This is a genomic window from Gemmatimonadaceae bacterium (assembly GCA_040882285.1).
Taxonomy (GTDB): domain Bacteria; phylum Gemmatimonadota; class Gemmatimonadetes; order Gemmatimonadales; family Gemmatimonadaceae; genus JACDCY01.
Genome location: JBBEBQ010000022.1, coordinates 1 through 15,254 on the forward strand (window position 1 = coordinate 1; position 15,254 = coordinate 15,254).

The 15,254-nt window shown below is 68.0% G+C and carries 14 protein-coding genes; all 14 read left to right on the forward strand.

All coding sequences use genetic code 11. The features are described from left to right. Positions 1 to 915 (forward strand): DNA-processing protein DprA (gene dprA / locus WEA80_11540; GenBank protein MEX1187213.1); only part of this gene is annotated, 915 nt, incomplete at its 5' end. A gap of 212 nt (positions 916 to 1,127) precedes the next feature. Then, positions 1,128 to 2,405, forward strand: coding sequence for a radical SAM family heme chaperone HemW (gene hemW / locus WEA80_11545; GenBank protein ID MEX1187214.1), 1,278 nt, complete (start codon positions 1,128 to 1,130; stop codon positions 2,403 to 2,405). A gap of 5 nt (positions 2,406 to 2,410) precedes the next feature. Then, on the forward strand, positions 2,411 to 3,463 hold the full coding sequence (gene hrcA, locus WEA80_11550; GenBank protein MEX1187215.1) for a heat-inducible transcriptional repressor HrcA: 1,053 nt from the start codon (positions 2,411 to 2,413) through the stop codon (positions 3,461 to 3,463). Beyond that, positions 3,456 to 4,595, forward strand: coding sequence for a molecular chaperone DnaJ (gene dnaJ / locus WEA80_11555; GenBank protein ID MEX1187216.1), 1,140 nt, complete (start codon positions 3,456 to 3,458; stop codon positions 4,593 to 4,595). Before hrcA ends, dnaJ begins: the two co-directional genes overlap by 8 nt. Continuing rightward, complete coding sequence (locus tag WEA80_11560) at positions 4,592 to 5,410, forward strand: 50S ribosomal protein L11 methyltransferase (protein ID MEX1187217.1); 819 nt, start codon at positions 4,592 to 4,594, stop codon at positions 5,408 to 5,410. The genes dnaJ and WEA80_11560 overlap by 4 nt, the downstream gene beginning before the upstream one ends. Positions 5,411 to 5,525: 115 nt before the next feature. Further along, the gene (locus tag WEA80_11565; GenBank protein ID MEX1187218.1) at positions 5,526 to 6,266 is read left to right on the forward strand and encodes an RsmE family RNA methyltransferase; all 741 of its coding nucleotides are present in this window, start codon (positions 5,526 to 5,528) and stop codon (positions 6,264 to 6,266) included. Next, on the forward strand, positions 6,259 to 6,600 hold the full coding sequence (locus tag WEA80_11570) for a histidine triad nucleotide-binding protein (protein MEX1187219.1): 342 nt from the start codon (positions 6,259 to 6,261) through the stop codon (positions 6,598 to 6,600). Before WEA80_11565 ends, WEA80_11570 begins: the two co-directional genes overlap by 8 nt. A gap of 515 nt (positions 6,601 to 7,115) precedes the next feature. Further along, entirely contained in the window at positions 7,116 to 7,304 is a 189-nt protein-coding gene (gene rpsU, locus WEA80_11575; protein MEX1187220.1) for a 30S ribosomal protein S21, read from the forward strand. 1 nt (position 7,305) lies between these two features. Next, entirely contained in the window at positions 7,306 to 7,749 is a 444-nt protein-coding gene (locus tag WEA80_11580; GenBank protein ID MEX1187221.1) for a GatB/YqeY domain-containing protein, read from the forward strand. 130 nt (positions 7,750 to 7,879) lie between these two features. Next, positions 7,880 to 10,264, forward strand: coding sequence for a Smr/MutS family protein (locus tag WEA80_11585; GenBank protein ID MEX1187222.1), 2,385 nt, complete (start codon positions 7,880 to 7,882; stop codon positions 10,262 to 10,264). Then, positions 10,261 to 12,114: a DNA primase gene (gene dnaG / locus WEA80_11590; GenBank protein MEX1187223.1), complete on the forward strand. Its 1,854-nt coding sequence runs from the start codon at positions 10,261 to 10,263 to the stop codon at positions 12,112 to 12,114. Before WEA80_11585 ends, dnaG begins: the two co-directional genes overlap by 4 nt. Further along, positions 12,114 to 12,812 carry a hypothetical protein gene (locus WEA80_11595; GenBank protein ID MEX1187224.1) on the forward strand — a complete coding sequence of 233 codons (699 nt, stop codon included), beginning with the start codon at positions 12,114 to 12,116 and terminating at the stop codon, positions 12,810 to 12,812. Before dnaG ends, WEA80_11595 begins: the two co-directional genes overlap by 1 nt. A 172-nt stretch (positions 12,813 to 12,984) precedes the next feature. Continuing rightward, the gene (recJ, locus tag WEA80_11600; protein MEX1187225.1) at positions 12,985 to 14,724 is read left to right on the forward strand and encodes a single-stranded-DNA-specific exonuclease RecJ; all 1,740 of its coding nucleotides are present in this window, start codon (positions 12,985 to 12,987) and stop codon (positions 14,722 to 14,724) included. Next, positions 14,725 to 15,249: a 16S rRNA (guanine(966)-N(2))-methyltransferase RsmD gene (gene rsmD, locus WEA80_11605; GenBank protein ID MEX1187226.1), complete on the forward strand. Its 525-nt coding sequence runs from the start codon at positions 14,725 to 14,727 to the stop codon at positions 15,247 to 15,249. The last annotated feature ends 5 nt before the right edge of the window (positions 15,250 to 15,254 follow it).

Here is a 15,254-nt window from a genome sequence, read left to right on the forward strand (position 1 = left end):
CCCCCAGCCGAGCTCGTCGTGGCCGCTCCCGAGCTCGGCACCTCCGCCCGCGAGCGCGCGCACGGACCGGAGCCGGCAACCTGGGTTCGCGCAGCCGCGGAATACCCGGCGGAGCTGCTCGACCTCCCGAACGCGCCAGACGCGCTCTTCTCGCTCGGCGCGCGCTCTACGCTCGACGCACCGCGCGTAGCAATCGTCGGGACGCGCGACTGCACGGCGTACGGTGACAGGACAGCACGCAAGATCGCGAGCGCCATAGCGCGCGCCGGTGGATGCGTCATAAGTGGAATGGCGCGAGGTATCGACGCGTGCGCGCATCGTGCGGCACTCGAAGTAGGCGGCAAGACAGTAGCCGTGCTCGGCACGGGTGTGGACGTGCCGTATCCCCGAGGCCACGCGCGACTGCATGCGCAGATTGCGGAGGCAGGGCTGGTGCTTTCGGAGTCAGCCGCAGGCACAGCGGCATTTCGCGGCTGCTTCCCCCGACGAAACCGCATCATCGCGGCGCTGGCGCGCGTGACCATAGTTGTAGAGGCTGGTTACAAGAGCGGCGCGCTGCTCACGGCGAAGAATGCGCTCGAACTCGGACGCAACGTCGCCGCGGTTCCAGGGCCGATCGATTGCCCGCACAGCGCGGGCACGAACGAGCTACTGCGCGACGGCGCGCACGTGATCGCGACGGTGGACGACGCGCTTGCTCTCGCCGGGTTCCCGGCCGAGCCGGAGCTCGAACTTCCCGATTTCACTGCAAACGAGCGCGCGGTTTGGGACGCGCTGGGGAAGGGCGCGGCATCTATCGAGCTGGTTGCTCACCGCGCGAACCTCTCCCTTCGCGACTGCATGTCCGCCACGACCGCGCTCGAGTTGAGCGGTTTGGTGAGCGCCGGCTTCTCGGGCGAATATCGCCGCAACTGAGGGCGCGTATTTGTGAGACTCTGCGGTGGCAGGTGTAGTTGCCGGCCGGGCGTGGCTGCCGGGTCCCCACAGGCCGCGTCTTAGCGCGCGTAGTTTGCCGGGTGCCCACTCGCGAAGCGAGTAGGGCGGGATAGCGGCCGAAGGGGACCCTGGCAGCCACGCCCGGCCCGCAGTTGATGCAGAGCCTCACCAAGTAGCTGGTATATTGGTACGTGCCCCCACGCCATCTGTACGTTCACGTCCCGTTCTGCGCCCGGCGCTGCGCGTACTGCGATTTCTCGATCGCGGTGCGCCGAATCACGCCGGTAGACGAGTACCTGCGGGCGCTGCGGATGGAGCTGGCGATGTTGGCGCGGGAGCAGGGCGGGCAGAATACGGCCGCCTGGCCGCTCGACACCGTCTACCTCGGCGGCGGCACGCCCTCCCAACTCGGCTCCGCGCTTCCGCGCGTGCTCGACGCGATCAGCGAGGTTGCGACCATCGCGCCGGGCGCCGAGGTGACGATCGAGGCCAACCCGGAAGACGTCACCCCGGAAACCGCGAGCGCGTGGCGGCGCGCCGGCGCGAACCGCATCTCGCTAGGCTCGCAGTCGTTCGACCCGGTGGTCCTGTCCTGGATGCACCGTGTGCACTCCGCGGAGCAGATCCCGCGCGCCGTGGAGATCGCCCGGGACGCGGGCTTCGACAACATCTCCCTCGACCTGATCTTCGCTCTTCCTCGTTCGCTCGGCCGCGACTGGAAGCGGGACCTGGAGTCGGCGCTCGCGCTCGATCCAGAGCACGTTTCGCTGTACGGACTCACCATCGAGCCGAGGACTCCGCTCTCACACTGGCGCGACCGCGGGGAAGTGCGGGAAGCCGCCGACGAGGCCTACGCGGCCGAATTTCTTCTGGCGCACGACACCCTGAGCGCCGCCGGCTACGACCATTACGAAGTCTCCAACTTCGCTAGGCCGGGGCTCAATTCGCGCCACAATTCGTCGTACTGGTCCGGCGCCGCCTACGCCGGGATCGGCCCGTCCGCGCACTCGTTCGACGGCTCCCGCAGGTGGTGGAACGTGGCGCCGTACGCCGAGTGGATCGAGCGCCTGACCGCCGGTGCGAGCCCCGTGGCCGAGGTTGAAGTGTTGGATGAGGAGAACCTATCTAACGAGCAGGTGTATCTAGGGTTACGTACAACCGATGGTGTGCGCGTGGCAGCTGACGAGCTCGTCGAGCTGCAGCCCTGGCTGGACCGCGGCTGGGCCGCGTTTTCTCAGCCGGTGGCCGCCCAGCAAGTCAGCCGAGCCGCGCCGGAATGGGGTGCTCCGCAGGAGCGTCTTAGCCGCAGGCGTAGCTCCAGCGGAGCACCCCATCCCGGCGCGGCCGGCGAGCAGATCGCGAGCAGCACGACCGAGCAACGCCAGCTCAGGCTCACGCCGTCCGGATGGCTGCTGCTCGACGAGCTCGCCACCAACTTGACGTGTATTCGAAGCCGTTCCTACGTTTGAAACCGATGCCGTTACCAGAGCTGTCAGACAGAGAGAAAAAGGTCCTGGAGGCGGTCATCCAGTGCTACGTGGAGACCGCCCAGCCCGCGGGCTCCCGCGCGCTCGCGCGGAGGTTCGGGCTCGGTGTGTCGCCGGCCACGATCCGCAACACGATGAGCGACCTCGAGGAGAAGGGGTTCCTCTATCACCCGCACACTTCGGCCGGCCGCATCCCCACCGACGCCGCCTACCGGTCGTACGTGGACTCGCTGTTGCCGCCCCTCAAGGTCGCGGCCGCGGACCACCGCAAGCTCGCCGCAGTCATCTCGGGCGCGGGCTCGGCCATCGACCAGATCCTCCGCCGCGCTGCGCAGAGTCTCGGCGTCATCACGCAGGAGCTCGGTGTGGCGCTCGGCCCGCGGCTGGACCGCAGCATCCTGCGCCGGCTCGATCTCGTGCGGCTCAGCTCCGACCGGCTGCTGATGGTGCTGACGCTCGACGGCGGGACGATGCGCACGATCTTCGTCGAGACGCGGGGCTTGATCGCCGATGTCGCGCTGGCCGAAGTGTCGCGAGTGCTGAACGAGCGGCTGACCGATCTGACGCTGGCACAGGTAAGAGAGACGCTCGCAGTGCGCCTGCGCGACGCCACCGCGCGGCCGGAGGTGAGCGAGCTGCTCAACGTGTTCATCGAGGAGGCGGATCAGCTCCTCGAGTCGGCGCTGCCCGTGGATGAGGACTCCGTCGTGCTCGGGCAGGCGTCGGTGCTCGCCGAGCAGCCGGAATTCGCGTCCGGCGAGGGGATGCGGCGGCTGGTCGCGCTCATCGAGACGAGGCAGCAATTGGGCAAGCTCCTCCGCACGCGGAGCGGCGTTCCCGGAATATCGATTACCATTGGGAGCGAGCACGACGATCCCGCGCTCGAGAGCTTCACCGTCGTGACCGCGGAGTACACCGCCGGCCCGCTCAGCGGCGTGATCGGAGTCATCGGTCCGACGCGGATGTCGTACGAGAAGGTGATCTCGCTGGTGAGTCACACCTCGAGACTGGTAACCGATCTACTGGACGAAAATGGCTGATTACTACTCGGTCCTCGGCGTCGCCCGCGCGGCGAGCGACGACGAGATCAAGAAGTCATATCGCAAGCTCGCGATGCAGTACCATCCCGATCGCAACAACGGGGCGGCTGAATCCGAGGAGAAGTTCAAGCAGATCACCGAGGCGTACGACGTGCTGCGTGATCCGCAGAAGCGCGCGGCGTACGATCGCTACGGTGAGGAGGGGTTGCGGCGCGGCGCGGGAGGGTTCCATCACGTCGACCTCTCGGAAGCGCTCAACATCTTCATGCGCGACCTCGGCGGCTTCACCGGGCTCGGCGACATCTTCGGCGCGGCCGGCGGCGGCAGGGGACAGTCGGGTCCGCGCACCGGCGCGGACGTGCGCATCACGATTCCACTGACGCTGGCGGAAGTTGCGACTGGCGTAGAGAAGAAAGTCGCGCTCAAGCTGCTGAAGTCGTGCGACCGCTGCTCCGCGACCGGCGCCGAGCCGGGCACGCAGGCCGTGACGTGCGGTACGTGCGGCGGAACGGGAGAGCTGCGCCGCGCGCAGCGCTCGTTCTTCGGGCAGGTCATGAGCATCTCGCCGTGTCACGCCTGCTCCGGCGAGGGCAAGCTGATCGAATCGCCGTGCAAGAAGTGCCGGGGCGAGGGCCGCGTGCGGGATGACGAGACGATCACGGTGCGCGTGCCGGCCGGAGTGGACACCGGCCAGTACATGACGCTTCGCGGGGTCGGGACCGTCGGTCCGCGTGGCGGCCCGCGCGGCGACATCCTGGTCGTCTTCGAGGTCGAGGACGATCCGCGCTTCGAGCGCGACGGAGAAGATCTGTTCTGCGAGGTGCTTGTCACCTATCCGCAACTGGTGCTCGGCGGCGACGTCGAGGTGCCGGCGGTGAACGGCACGGTCTCGCTGCGGATTCCGGCCGGCTCGCAGAGCGGGCACCAGTTCAACCTCCGCGGCCGCGGGCTGCCGCGAGTCAACGCCTCAGGCGTCGGCGACCTGCACGTGCGGATCCAGCTCTGGACGCCGGATGCGCTCTCCGCGGAAGAGGAAGAGCTGATAAAGCGGCTGGGTGAGCTGCGCTCGAAGGCGCCGGCGCCGCAGGAGAAGGGATTCTGGCACAAGGTTAAGGAATCGCTCGGCGCGTGAAGCTCCTCGCGGTTCGCGTAAGACCGCGGAGCAATCACGCTGGAGTCGTCGCGGCGTTGTTCGACGCCGGATCGATGGGCATTCACGAGGACGGCGACACGCTCGTGACCAACCTGGCGCTGGATGGAGACGTGGAGCTGTTGCGGAAGCGCGTGGCGGAGGCGGATCCGGGCGCCGAAGTGGATGTAACGACCGTGACTCCGCCCGATTTCTCCGAGTGGCGCGGGAGCGTCGGCGCGCAGACGGTGAGTCGGATCACCGTCGCGCCGCCGTGGATCGACGTCGATGCCCCGGACATCGTCGTGCTGATCGAGCCCGCGATGGCGTTCGGGACCGGCGAGCACGCGACGACGCGGCTGTGCCTCTCGTTGCTGCAGCGCGTGATCCGTCCGGGCGACACCGTCGCCGATCTCGGCTCCGGCAGCGCCGTGCTGTCCATCGCCGCCGCGAAGCTGGGCGCGGGCAGAGTGGCCGCGATCGAGATCGATCCCGACTCGATGGCGAACGCGGAAGACAACGTGGCGCGGAACGAGGTCGGCGCTGTCGTTCATCTCTTCGAGGCCGACGCGGCGGTGCTGCTCCCGCTGATCGCTCCCGTGCGCGTCGTGATCGCCAATATTCTCTCGTCGGTGATCCTGGAGCTGCTGCCGGTGATGCGCGACGCGCTGGCGCCGGACGGCGAGGCGATCCTAAGCGGGATTCTGCTCGAGGAGCGCGAAATGATGCTGGAGAAGTTGGCGGAGGCTGGCTGGCTGGTGACGAGCGAAGAGAGCGAGGGAGAGTGGTGGAGCGCAGTGGCAGTGGTCCGTCCGTGAGACTGGGGAACTACGCTGCGTCCTCCGTGCTGCGGCCTGCGCCCTGGCCGCGATCGCCGATCGCAGTTACTAGTCACTAGTCACTAGTCACCAGTCACCAGTCACCAGTCACCTCATGCGTCCACCTACTTCGCGTGTCGCGCTCTTCGTACCTGAGCCCTTCGAGGTCGGAAGGGTGCTCACGCTGGCCGAGGACGCCGCGAATCACCTGCGTGTCGTGCGCGCATCGCTCGGCGACACGGTGGAGCTGCGCGACGGCCGCGGGTTGATCGGCGCCGGGACGATAGCGCGCCTGGCGCGCGGCTCGGTCACGGTGGACGTCACGGAAGCAGAAACCATGGAGCCGCTGCCGGCGATTCATCTCATGGCGCCGATCGGGGATCGGGATCGAATGCTGTGGCTCGGCGAGAAGGCCACGGAGATTGGCGTGACTTCCTGGCGTCCCGTGCTATGGCAGCGATCGAAGAGCGTCTCGCCGCGCGGCGAGGGCACGATGTTTCTCGCCAAGCTGCGCGCGCGGATGATCTCGGCGCTGCTGCAGTCGCGCGGCGCGTGGCTGCCGGAGGTGCATCCCGACGCGCCGCCCGAGCGCGCCATCGCCGCGGCCCCGGCCGGAGCGCGCATACTGCTCGATGTCGGGGGTTCCCCGATACTGTCGGCGACGTTGTCTGCACCCGTCGTCATTGCGCTCGGGCCCGAGGGCGGAATCGAGGAGCACGAGCGCGCCGCGTTCGTCGAATCCGGCTTCAGCCCTGTTACTCTGGGGGCGACGACGTTACGATTTGAGACTGCCGGCGTCGCCGCCGCAGCCATTGCGCGCGCCGCGACAGCACATTCCACGAACGGTCATGTCTGAGCACTGCCTTTTCTGCCGGATCATCAGACGCGAAGTCGAATCGGATATCATCGCCGAGAACGACGACTGCCTCGCTTTCACGGATGCCGATCCGCAGGCGCCATTTCATGCGCTGGTGGTTCCCAAGGAGCACGTGTCGTCGCTCAATGACGTGGAGGACCCGGCGATGGCGGGCGCGCTCGCGCTGATGGCGGCGCAGATCGCGCGCGACGCCGGCGTGGCCGACAGCGGCTACCGCACGGTGATCAACACCAATGGGAATGGCGGCCAAAGCGTCTTCCATCTTCACCTGCACGTGCTCGGCGGACGCAAGCTCACGTGGCCGCCGGGCTAGGTCTCGCTCGGCGGGATCGTCCCGCCTCGGCGGCTACGCGCGCAAACTACGCGCGCTAAGACGCCGCCTTGGGCGGGACGAGCCCACCGCGAGCGACCTAGCACGGGCTCCGTGGCATGCGGACGCCGGCACGTGCACTCGAGACTCCAGTACGTGCTAAACCGCGGTTTTGGGGAAGGGGCGGAACTGCACGGCGCCACTTTGGTGGGTGCGCGCCAGCGGTGGGGACGGGAACCTTCACGCAACGGCTCCACGAGTTGTGCTACCGGGGCGCTTTTCGGTTGGAATATGGCAGCCAGTCGGAACGGGCCATGGGCTGTCGAAGGCGGCGTCTTAGCGCGCGTAGTTTGCGCGCGTAGCCGCCGCAGACAGCCCATGTGCCGTTCCGACCACCGACCGAAGCCAGCCAAATCCGGCAACCGGAAACCCAAACTCGCCTTAAGCCCGTTGCGTGACTAAGTTTATCAGTCTATCCCAAGCCGGCGCGCAAACGCCAAGAAGGGGGGAGTTAGAGTTTGTCGGAAGTCATAATCCACGAAGATGAGAACTTCGAGCGGGCCCTCAAGCGCTTCAAGAAGAAGTGCGAGAAGGCTGGTATCCTCGCCGATCTCAGAAAGCATCGCCATTACGAAAAGCCCAGCGAGCGACGGAAGCGCAAGATGAACACCGCGATCCGGAAGAATCGGCGGACGCGTCACGTCTGAGATGTCCCAGCTGCAAGCGCGACTCGAGGGCGACCTCGTAGCCGCGAGAAAAGCGCAGGACAAACCAGGGGTGCTGCTGCTCGGCACCGTTCTGTCGGAGATCAAGAACCGGCGCATCGAGCTGCAGCGGCAGCCGAGCGACGAAGACGTAGTCGAGGTGCTCCAGCGGGGAATCAAGAAGCGCCGCGAGTCGATCGAGATGTACACGAAGGGCGCGCGTGAAGATCTCGCCGCGAAGGAGCGGGCGGAGGTCGACGCCCTCCAGAAGTACCTGCCCGAGCAGGTGGGAGACGACGAGATACGAGAGTCCGTTCGCGCGGCAATCGCGGGCGGCGCAACTCAGATGGGAGCCGTGATGGGGAAGGTCGCTCCAGGGTTCAAGGGTCGTGCTGAAGGCTCCCGCATCAACGCAATAGCCCGCGAGGAGCTCGCCAAGCAGGGGTGACACCGCTTCACACGCGCACGACAGCTAATGACGGGTCGAGACCCGGGCGGACGAGAGGATCGTCAGCCCGGGTTTTTGCTTTAGGCAGTTTGCGCGCAGGACGCAGGACGCAGGACGCAGGGCCGTTCAAATGAACCTCCACGGTCGCTCGGTAGTCGAGTTTCCCGCCGTCCTCGAGGTCGTCGCCGGCCGCGCCTCTTCCGCGCTCGGCGCGGAGCGCGTGCGCGCATCGGCGCCGTCCGCGGACCGCGCCTGGATCCAGGCCGAGCACGAGCGAGTCCAGGCGATGCGCTCGCTGATGAGCGGGGACCTCCGCTGGGATCCCGAGTCCATCCCCGACGTGCGCGTGCCCGCCGGGCGCCTGCGCGTAGTGGGAACGTCGCTCGACGCGGCGTCGCTGCTCTCGCTCGCGATTCTCCTGCGCAGCTCCCGCCGCACCATCGCCGCCCTGCGCGACGACAAGCGTCCGGCGATCGCCCGCGCGGTGCTGGACGGGTTCATCCCGCGGCTGCTCAGCGCGCAGCCGATCGAGAGCGCGATCGAGAAAGCCGTCTCGGAGGACGGCGAGATCCGCGACGACGCATCGCCCGCACTCCGCCGCCTCAGGCGCGAGCTGCGAAGCGCCGAGGAGAGCCTGCTCGGCGTGCTGGAGAACGCGATGCGATCGCTCGCGCCGCACCAGCGGGTGGCCGACATGTCCGTCACGATCCGCAACGGCCGGTACGTGATCCCAGTGCGCCGCGACGCGCGCAACGTCATTCGCGGCCTGGTGCACGACACCTCGGCAACGGGCGCGACGCTGTTCGTCGAACCGCCGGCGGCGATCGAGGCGGGGAACCGGATCCGGGAGTTGCAGGGCGAAGAGCTGCGCGAGATCGACAAGATTCTCCGCGAGCTGACCGAGCGCGTCCGTCCGCTCGCCGCGCAGGTCGTGTCCGCGCTCGACGCGCTGGTGGAGCTGGATTCGCTGTACGCCCGCGCGCGCTTTGCCACGGAATTCGACTGCGCCGCGGCGGAGATCGCGGCAGAAAGCGAAGGGTTTTCCATCGTGGCCGGCCGCCACCCGCTGCTGCTGGCGCAGCGCATCGACGTCGTGCCGTTCAGTCTCGAGATGGAGCCCGACGAGCGCACGCTGCTGCTGTCCGGCCCCAACACCGGCGGGAAGACGGTCCTGCTGAAGGCGGTGGGACTCTTTTCGGCGATGGTTCAGTCGGGGATTCCGGCGCCGGTGGCCGACGGCAGCCGCGTGGCGCTGTTCGACGACCTCTTCGCGGACATCGGAGACGAGCAGTCCATCGCCGCGAGTCTCTCGACGTTCAGCGCGCACGTGAAGAACCTCGCCGAGATCCTGCGCGGCGCCACGCCGCGGTCGCTGGTCCTCATCGACGAGCTGGGCTCCGGGACCGACCCGATGGAGGGCGCGGCGCTGGGCGGAGCAATCCTCGAGGAGCTGACCCGGCGCGGCACTTTCACGCTCGCCACCACCCACCTGGGCGCGCTCAAGGAGCTGGCGACGTCCGTGCCGGGAGTGGTGAACGCTTCGCTCGAGTTCGACGCCGCGCGGCTCGCTCCCACGTATCGCCTGGTGAAAGGAATTCCCGGCCGCTCGTACGGTCTGAGCATCGCCCGACGGCTCGATCTTCCCGGCAACGTTCTCGACGCGGCGGAAGAGCGCCTGCCGAAGGGCGAGCGCGACACCAACGCTCTCTTGACCGAGCTGCAGGAGCGGGACGCGAAGCTCGCCGAGCGCGACGCCGAGACGGCGGAGATCGCGGCCGAGGCGCGGGAGCGGCTCGCGAACGTCGCCGCGCGGGAGGGGAGAGTGCGCGAGCGCGAGCGCGAAATCGAGAAGGAGAGCCGGAGCGCCGCGCGCAAGCACCTGCTGGATGCGCGCGCGGCCGTCGAAGAGACTATCCGCGAGCTGCGCGCGACCTCGGCCGCGGCTGTGGAAGACGCCGCCCGGCTCGCGCGCCGCAACATCGAGCAGCTCGCCGGGGAAGAGGCCGCGGCGCTCGAGAGGCTCGAGAGCGAAGACGCCGGCGGGGAAGCTCAACCCGGCCGGCCCGCGGGCGTGCCGGAGCCCGGCGACCTCGTCGAGCTCGGCACTTTCGCCGGCCGCACCGCGAAGCTGCTCGAGCTGCGCGAGGACGACGCGGTGGTCGCACTCGGCTCCATCAAGCTGAACGTTCCGCGCGAGAGCATCCGGAGGGCGGCGATCCAGCTCGTCGCCGGCGAGAAGGTCCCGATCCGCGGTGACATTCCGGAAGTTCACGCGTTGACCGAAGTGGACCTGCGCGGACTGCGCGCGAACGAGGTCGAGGAGGTCGTGATGCAGGCGGTGGACAGCGCCGTCCTCGCCGACCTGAAGGTGCTGCGGATCATTCACGGCAAGGGGACCGGAGCGTTGCGCGAGCGCGTGAACGAGATGCTCCAGAAGGAGCCGCGCGTGGCGGGCTTCCGGCTCGGCGCGTGGAACGAAGGCGGCGCGGGCGTCACCATCGCGGAGCTCGCTTGATCCCGGACGAAGTCGTCGAGCAGGTCCGCGAAGCCGCGGACGTCGTGCAGATCATCGGCGAATACGTGAAGCTCAAGAAGACTGGCGCCGACTACCGCGGGCCGTGCCCGTTTCACCAGGGAACGCACCGCAACTTCTCCGTCTCGCCACGCAAGGGAATCTTCTACTGCTTCGTGTGTCACGAGGGCGGCGACGTCTTCCGGTTCGTGCAGAAGCGGCTCGGCGTCGAGTGGCCGGAAGCCGTGCGCATAGTTGGGCAGAAGGCCGGCGTCGAGGTGAAGGAAGTCGACACGCGGCGCGAGGGGCCGGACGCGCGCGAGCCCTACTGGGAGATCAACGCGGCCGCGGCAGAGTACTTCCGCTCGATGCTGTGGGACGATCCACGCGCGAAGAACGCGCGGGAATATCTCGAGAGCCGGGCGATCCCGCGCGAGCTGGCGCAGGAGATCGGCATCGGGTACGCGCCGTCCGAGATAGGACTCATGCGCACGTATCTCTCCACGCTCGGATTCGACGACGCGCGGATGCTCGACACGGGGCTGCTGGTGCAGCGCGAGGAAGGCACCGAGCCGCGTCCGCGCTTCCGCGACCGGCTCATGTTTCCGATCCTCGACGCGATGGGGCGGCACGTGGGATTCGGCGGGCGGGTGCTGGGCAACGCGGAGCCGAAATACCTGAACTCGCCGGATTCCCCGGTGTTCTCCAAGGGGAAGCTGCTGTACGCGCTCAACTGGGCGAAGAACGAGATCAGGAAGGAAGACCGTGTCCTGGTCGTCGAGGGTTACTTTGACGTCGTGCGACTGATAGCCGCCGGTGTGCGGACCGGCGTCGCTCCGATGGGAACCGCGCTCACCGACGCCCAGGTCACGCTGATCCGCAAGTACACGAAGAACGCGGTACTGCTGTACGACAACGACCGCGGCGGTCTGGCCGCGACGTTCAGGTCGGGCGACGAGCTGCTGCGCCAGGGATTCGGCGTGCGCGTGGTCACGCTCCCGGAAGGTGACGATCCCGACACGTTCGTGCGGCGCGAGGGCGCCGCCGGATTGGAGCGCGAGATCGCCGCTGCGATAGACGTTTTCGAGCGCAAAGTTCAGATCCTGCAACGCGTCGGAGCGTTCAGCGAGCTGCACAAGAAGCGACGAGCACTCGACCGGCTCCTGCCGACCATCCGCGCGGCGTCCGACCCCATCATGCGCGACCTGTACCTCGCGCGCGCCAGCGAGGCATCCGGCGTGGACCGGGCGATCCTCCAGCGCGAAGTCGAGTCTCCCGCGCGCCGCGGGGAGCGGCCCGCGGGCCCGCCGTCCGAGTCACGGCCGGAGCCCGACATCGGGCAGACGGTTTCGGCCCGCGGCCCGCGCGGAGATCGGCGCGAACCGCACACCGCGATCGGCAGCTCGGCGGAGCGGGAGCTGATCCGCGCGATGCTGCAGCAGCGCTCGCGCGTGGCGGAGATCGCCGAGAAGGTGGGACTCGAGAGCTTCAGGGACCGGCGGTACCGGCGAATTTTCTCCCGGTTGCTCGAATCCGAAGAGGACACGCCGGTGCAGCAGCTGGCGGAAGGACTGCCGGTGACGGACGTCGCGGTGATCGAGGAACTGTTGTCCGAGCGCGGCGCGCAGATCGACCCGCAGCGCACGGTGGAGGACAGCCTCACGGCGATACGGGTGCGGGAGCTGGACGAAAAGATGCTGGAGATCGACGCTACCTTGCCGCTCGCGAGGGCGGATCAGAAGGACGAATTGATGAAGCTCAAGCAGGAGCTGCGCGACGAGCTCAACAGCTTGAGACGGACGCGGTACAAGGCCTTCCGCGTTCGCCGTAAAACAGCGCCTGAGAGAGAATGATGCACCCGAACATCGACGAATTGCTCGCGTTGCAGGCGGGCGACAACCGCATCTCCGGAATCGAGCAGAAGCTCGCGGCGCTCGCGCCGCGGCTGCGCGACCTCGACCGCGTACGGCAGCAGGCGGCCGACGCCGTGCAGCGGACCGAAGCGTCCATAGAGAGCGAGCAGCAGCGGCAGCGCGACATCCAGGCGCGGGTCGAGCTGCACAAGAAGCAGCAGGAGCGGAACCTCGCCCAGCTGGACTCGATCAAGAAGATGAAGGAGGCGACCGCGGCGATGTCGCAGGTCGAGACCACGCGGCGGCTGGTTGCCGAAGACGAGAGCGAGCTGGCGGCGATGGGACGGCGGATGGAGACCATGCGCGCGGACGTCGAGCGCACCCGCGCGGCGCTGGCCGCGGCGGAAGCGGAGCAGGCGAGCGCGCGCGATGAGATCGCCGCCGAGCAGACCGCGCTCGAGTCGGAGCTCAAGGATGCACGGGCCGAGCGCGCGGACAAAGCGGCCAAGGTGGATCGCGGGCTGCTGCACAAGTACGATCGGATCCGGAGCCGGCGGGAGAACGCGCTGTATCCGCTGCGCGGAATGACGTGCGGGAACTGCGACACGGCGGTTCCGATGCAGCGGCGGAACGTGATGACGGCGAATGGAACTATTGAAGTGTGTGAAGGCTGCGGGGTGCTGCTCTACCCCGGTTAGAGGGCTGACGGAATCCAAGTTCGGAGTGTTGCAGTCAGGAGTGAGACAGTGAGGAGTACACTGCCGGCTACCAACTCCTAACTGCCACCCTCCGAACTGCCACACTCCAAACTTGGATTCCAGTGCAATGAAATCGGACTCTCCAACGCGCAGGGTCATCTATCTTTAAGGGATGACCTCAGCAGTCGTCCCTGCCGTTCCCCGCCCCCGCAGAAAGCTCCGCTGGATCATCGCCGAGGAGCCGAATCCGGAAGAAGTCGCGGCGCTGGCGGCCGATCTCAACCTCCCTCCGCTCGTCTGCCGCCTGCTGTGCGCCCGCGGCTATAGCGCATCGGGCGCGGCGCGGACCTTCCTCCGTCCGCGGCTGGATCAGCTGCACGATCCGCTCACGATGCTCGATCTCGACAAGGCGGTCGCCCGGCTCGCGCGCGCGATCCGCGAGCAGGAGCTGGTGTTCGTGCACGGCGACTACGACGTGGACGGCATCTCTTCCACTACGCTGCTCACCCGCACGATCCTCCACCTTGGCGGCCGCGCGCAGCCGTTCATCCCGAAGCGCTTGCAGGATGGCTACGATCTGAGCGCGGCGGGCGTGAAGGCCGCGATCGACGCGGGTGCAAAAGTCGTCGTCACGTGCGACTGTGGGACCACCGCGGTCGAGCCTATCAAAGATCTGTGCGCTGCCGGAATCGACGTGATCGTCACGGACCATCACCTGCCGGGGTCCGCGCTGCCGGACTGTCTGGCGGTGTTGAACCCGAAGCGGCCGGGCTGCGGCTACCCCGACAAGGACCTGGCCGCCGTCGGCGTCGTCTTCAAGCTCGCGCTGGCGCTCGCGCGGGAGATGGGAAGGGGCGAGAACCAGGTCTGGCAGATGCTGGATCTCGTCGCGCTGGCGACCGTTGCCGACATCGCGCCGCTGCGCGGGGAGAACCGCGTCTTCGTCCGCCTCGGCCTGAAGCTGCTGCAGGAGACGCGCAACGTCGGACTCCGGGCACTGGTGCAGGCGTCGGGCTTGAGTGGAAAGCAGATCACCGCCGGCCGGGTCGGCTTCATCCTCGCCCCGCGATTGAACGCCGTAGGGCGGCTGGGCGCGGCGATCCGCGGCGTCGAGCTGCTGATGACCGAGACCGAGCACGAAGCGAACGTGATCGCGCGCGATCTGGAGGAACTCAATCGCAAGCGGCAGGAGATCGATCGCGCCACCCTCGAGGAAGCCCGCGAGGAAGTGGTCCGCCGCGACCTCGGCGAGACGTTCGGGATCGTCCTGGCGCGCGACGGCTGGCATCCCGGCGTCATCGGAATCGTCGCCTCGCGAATCGTCGAAGAGTTCGGGCGTCCGACGATCATGATCTCCTCCAGCGCGACCGTGTGCAAAGGATCGGGCCGCTCGATCCCGGCGTTCAACCTCCACGCGGGGCTGGTCGAATGCGCCGATCTGCTGGAGAAGTTCGGCGGCCACAAGGCCGCCGCCGGCGTGACGCTGGACCGCTCCCGGCTCGACGCGTTCACCGAGCGCTTCAACGAGGTTGCGCGCGCGGCGCTCGAGCCGGACGACCTGCTCGGCCAGCTACGGGTGGATCTGGAGATGCCGCTCGCCGAGGCCACCGACGCGCTCGAGTCGTTGATCCGGCACTTCGAGCCGTTTGGAATCGGGAACCCGTCGCCGGTCTTCCTGTCGCGCGGAGTGCGGCTCAAGTCGCCGCCGCGCACGCTCAAGCACGAGGGATTGAAGCTGTATCTCGACGCCGGCGGATCCGCGCTCGAAGCCATCGGCTGGGGCTTCGCCGACCGCGCGGGCGAGATCGCACCGGGCGGCGCGATCGACGTCGTGTACCGGATCGAGCGCGACGAATACCAGGGAACGAGCCGGCTCCAGGCGCGGCTGCTCGATTTCGCGCCGTCGCGCTAGATGCGGATCATCGCCGGCCGGTGGCGCGGACGGCGAATCGCGGCGCCGCCCGGCAAGGATGTTCGTCCGACGCTCGATCGCGTGCGCGAAGCGTGGATGAGCATCGTCCAGCCGCACCTCGTCGGGGCTGAAGTCGCCGACCTGTTCGCCGGCTCGGGCGCGCTGGGGCTGGAAGCACTGTCGCGCGGCGCGGCAGTCGCCCACTTCGTGGAGCGGCACGCGAAAACGTTTGCCGTGCTCCAGCAGAACGTGGAAACGCTCGGCGCCGGCAGCTCGGCCGTGCGGCACCGGCAGGACGTGTTTACGTTTCTGCGCGGAGTGGGCGCGGGTGAATTCGACGTCGCCTTCGCCGATCCGCCGTACGGCGGCGACGACGCGACGAAGCTCGCCGCGCTCTGGCTGGAGAAGCCGTTTGCCAAATTGCTGGGGATCGAGCACGATTCCCGACTGGCGCTGCCCGGCGACCCGGACGCGCGAAGGTACGGAACGACCGCGATTTCGTTTTTTCAGCAGGACGACCTGTGAGGGGG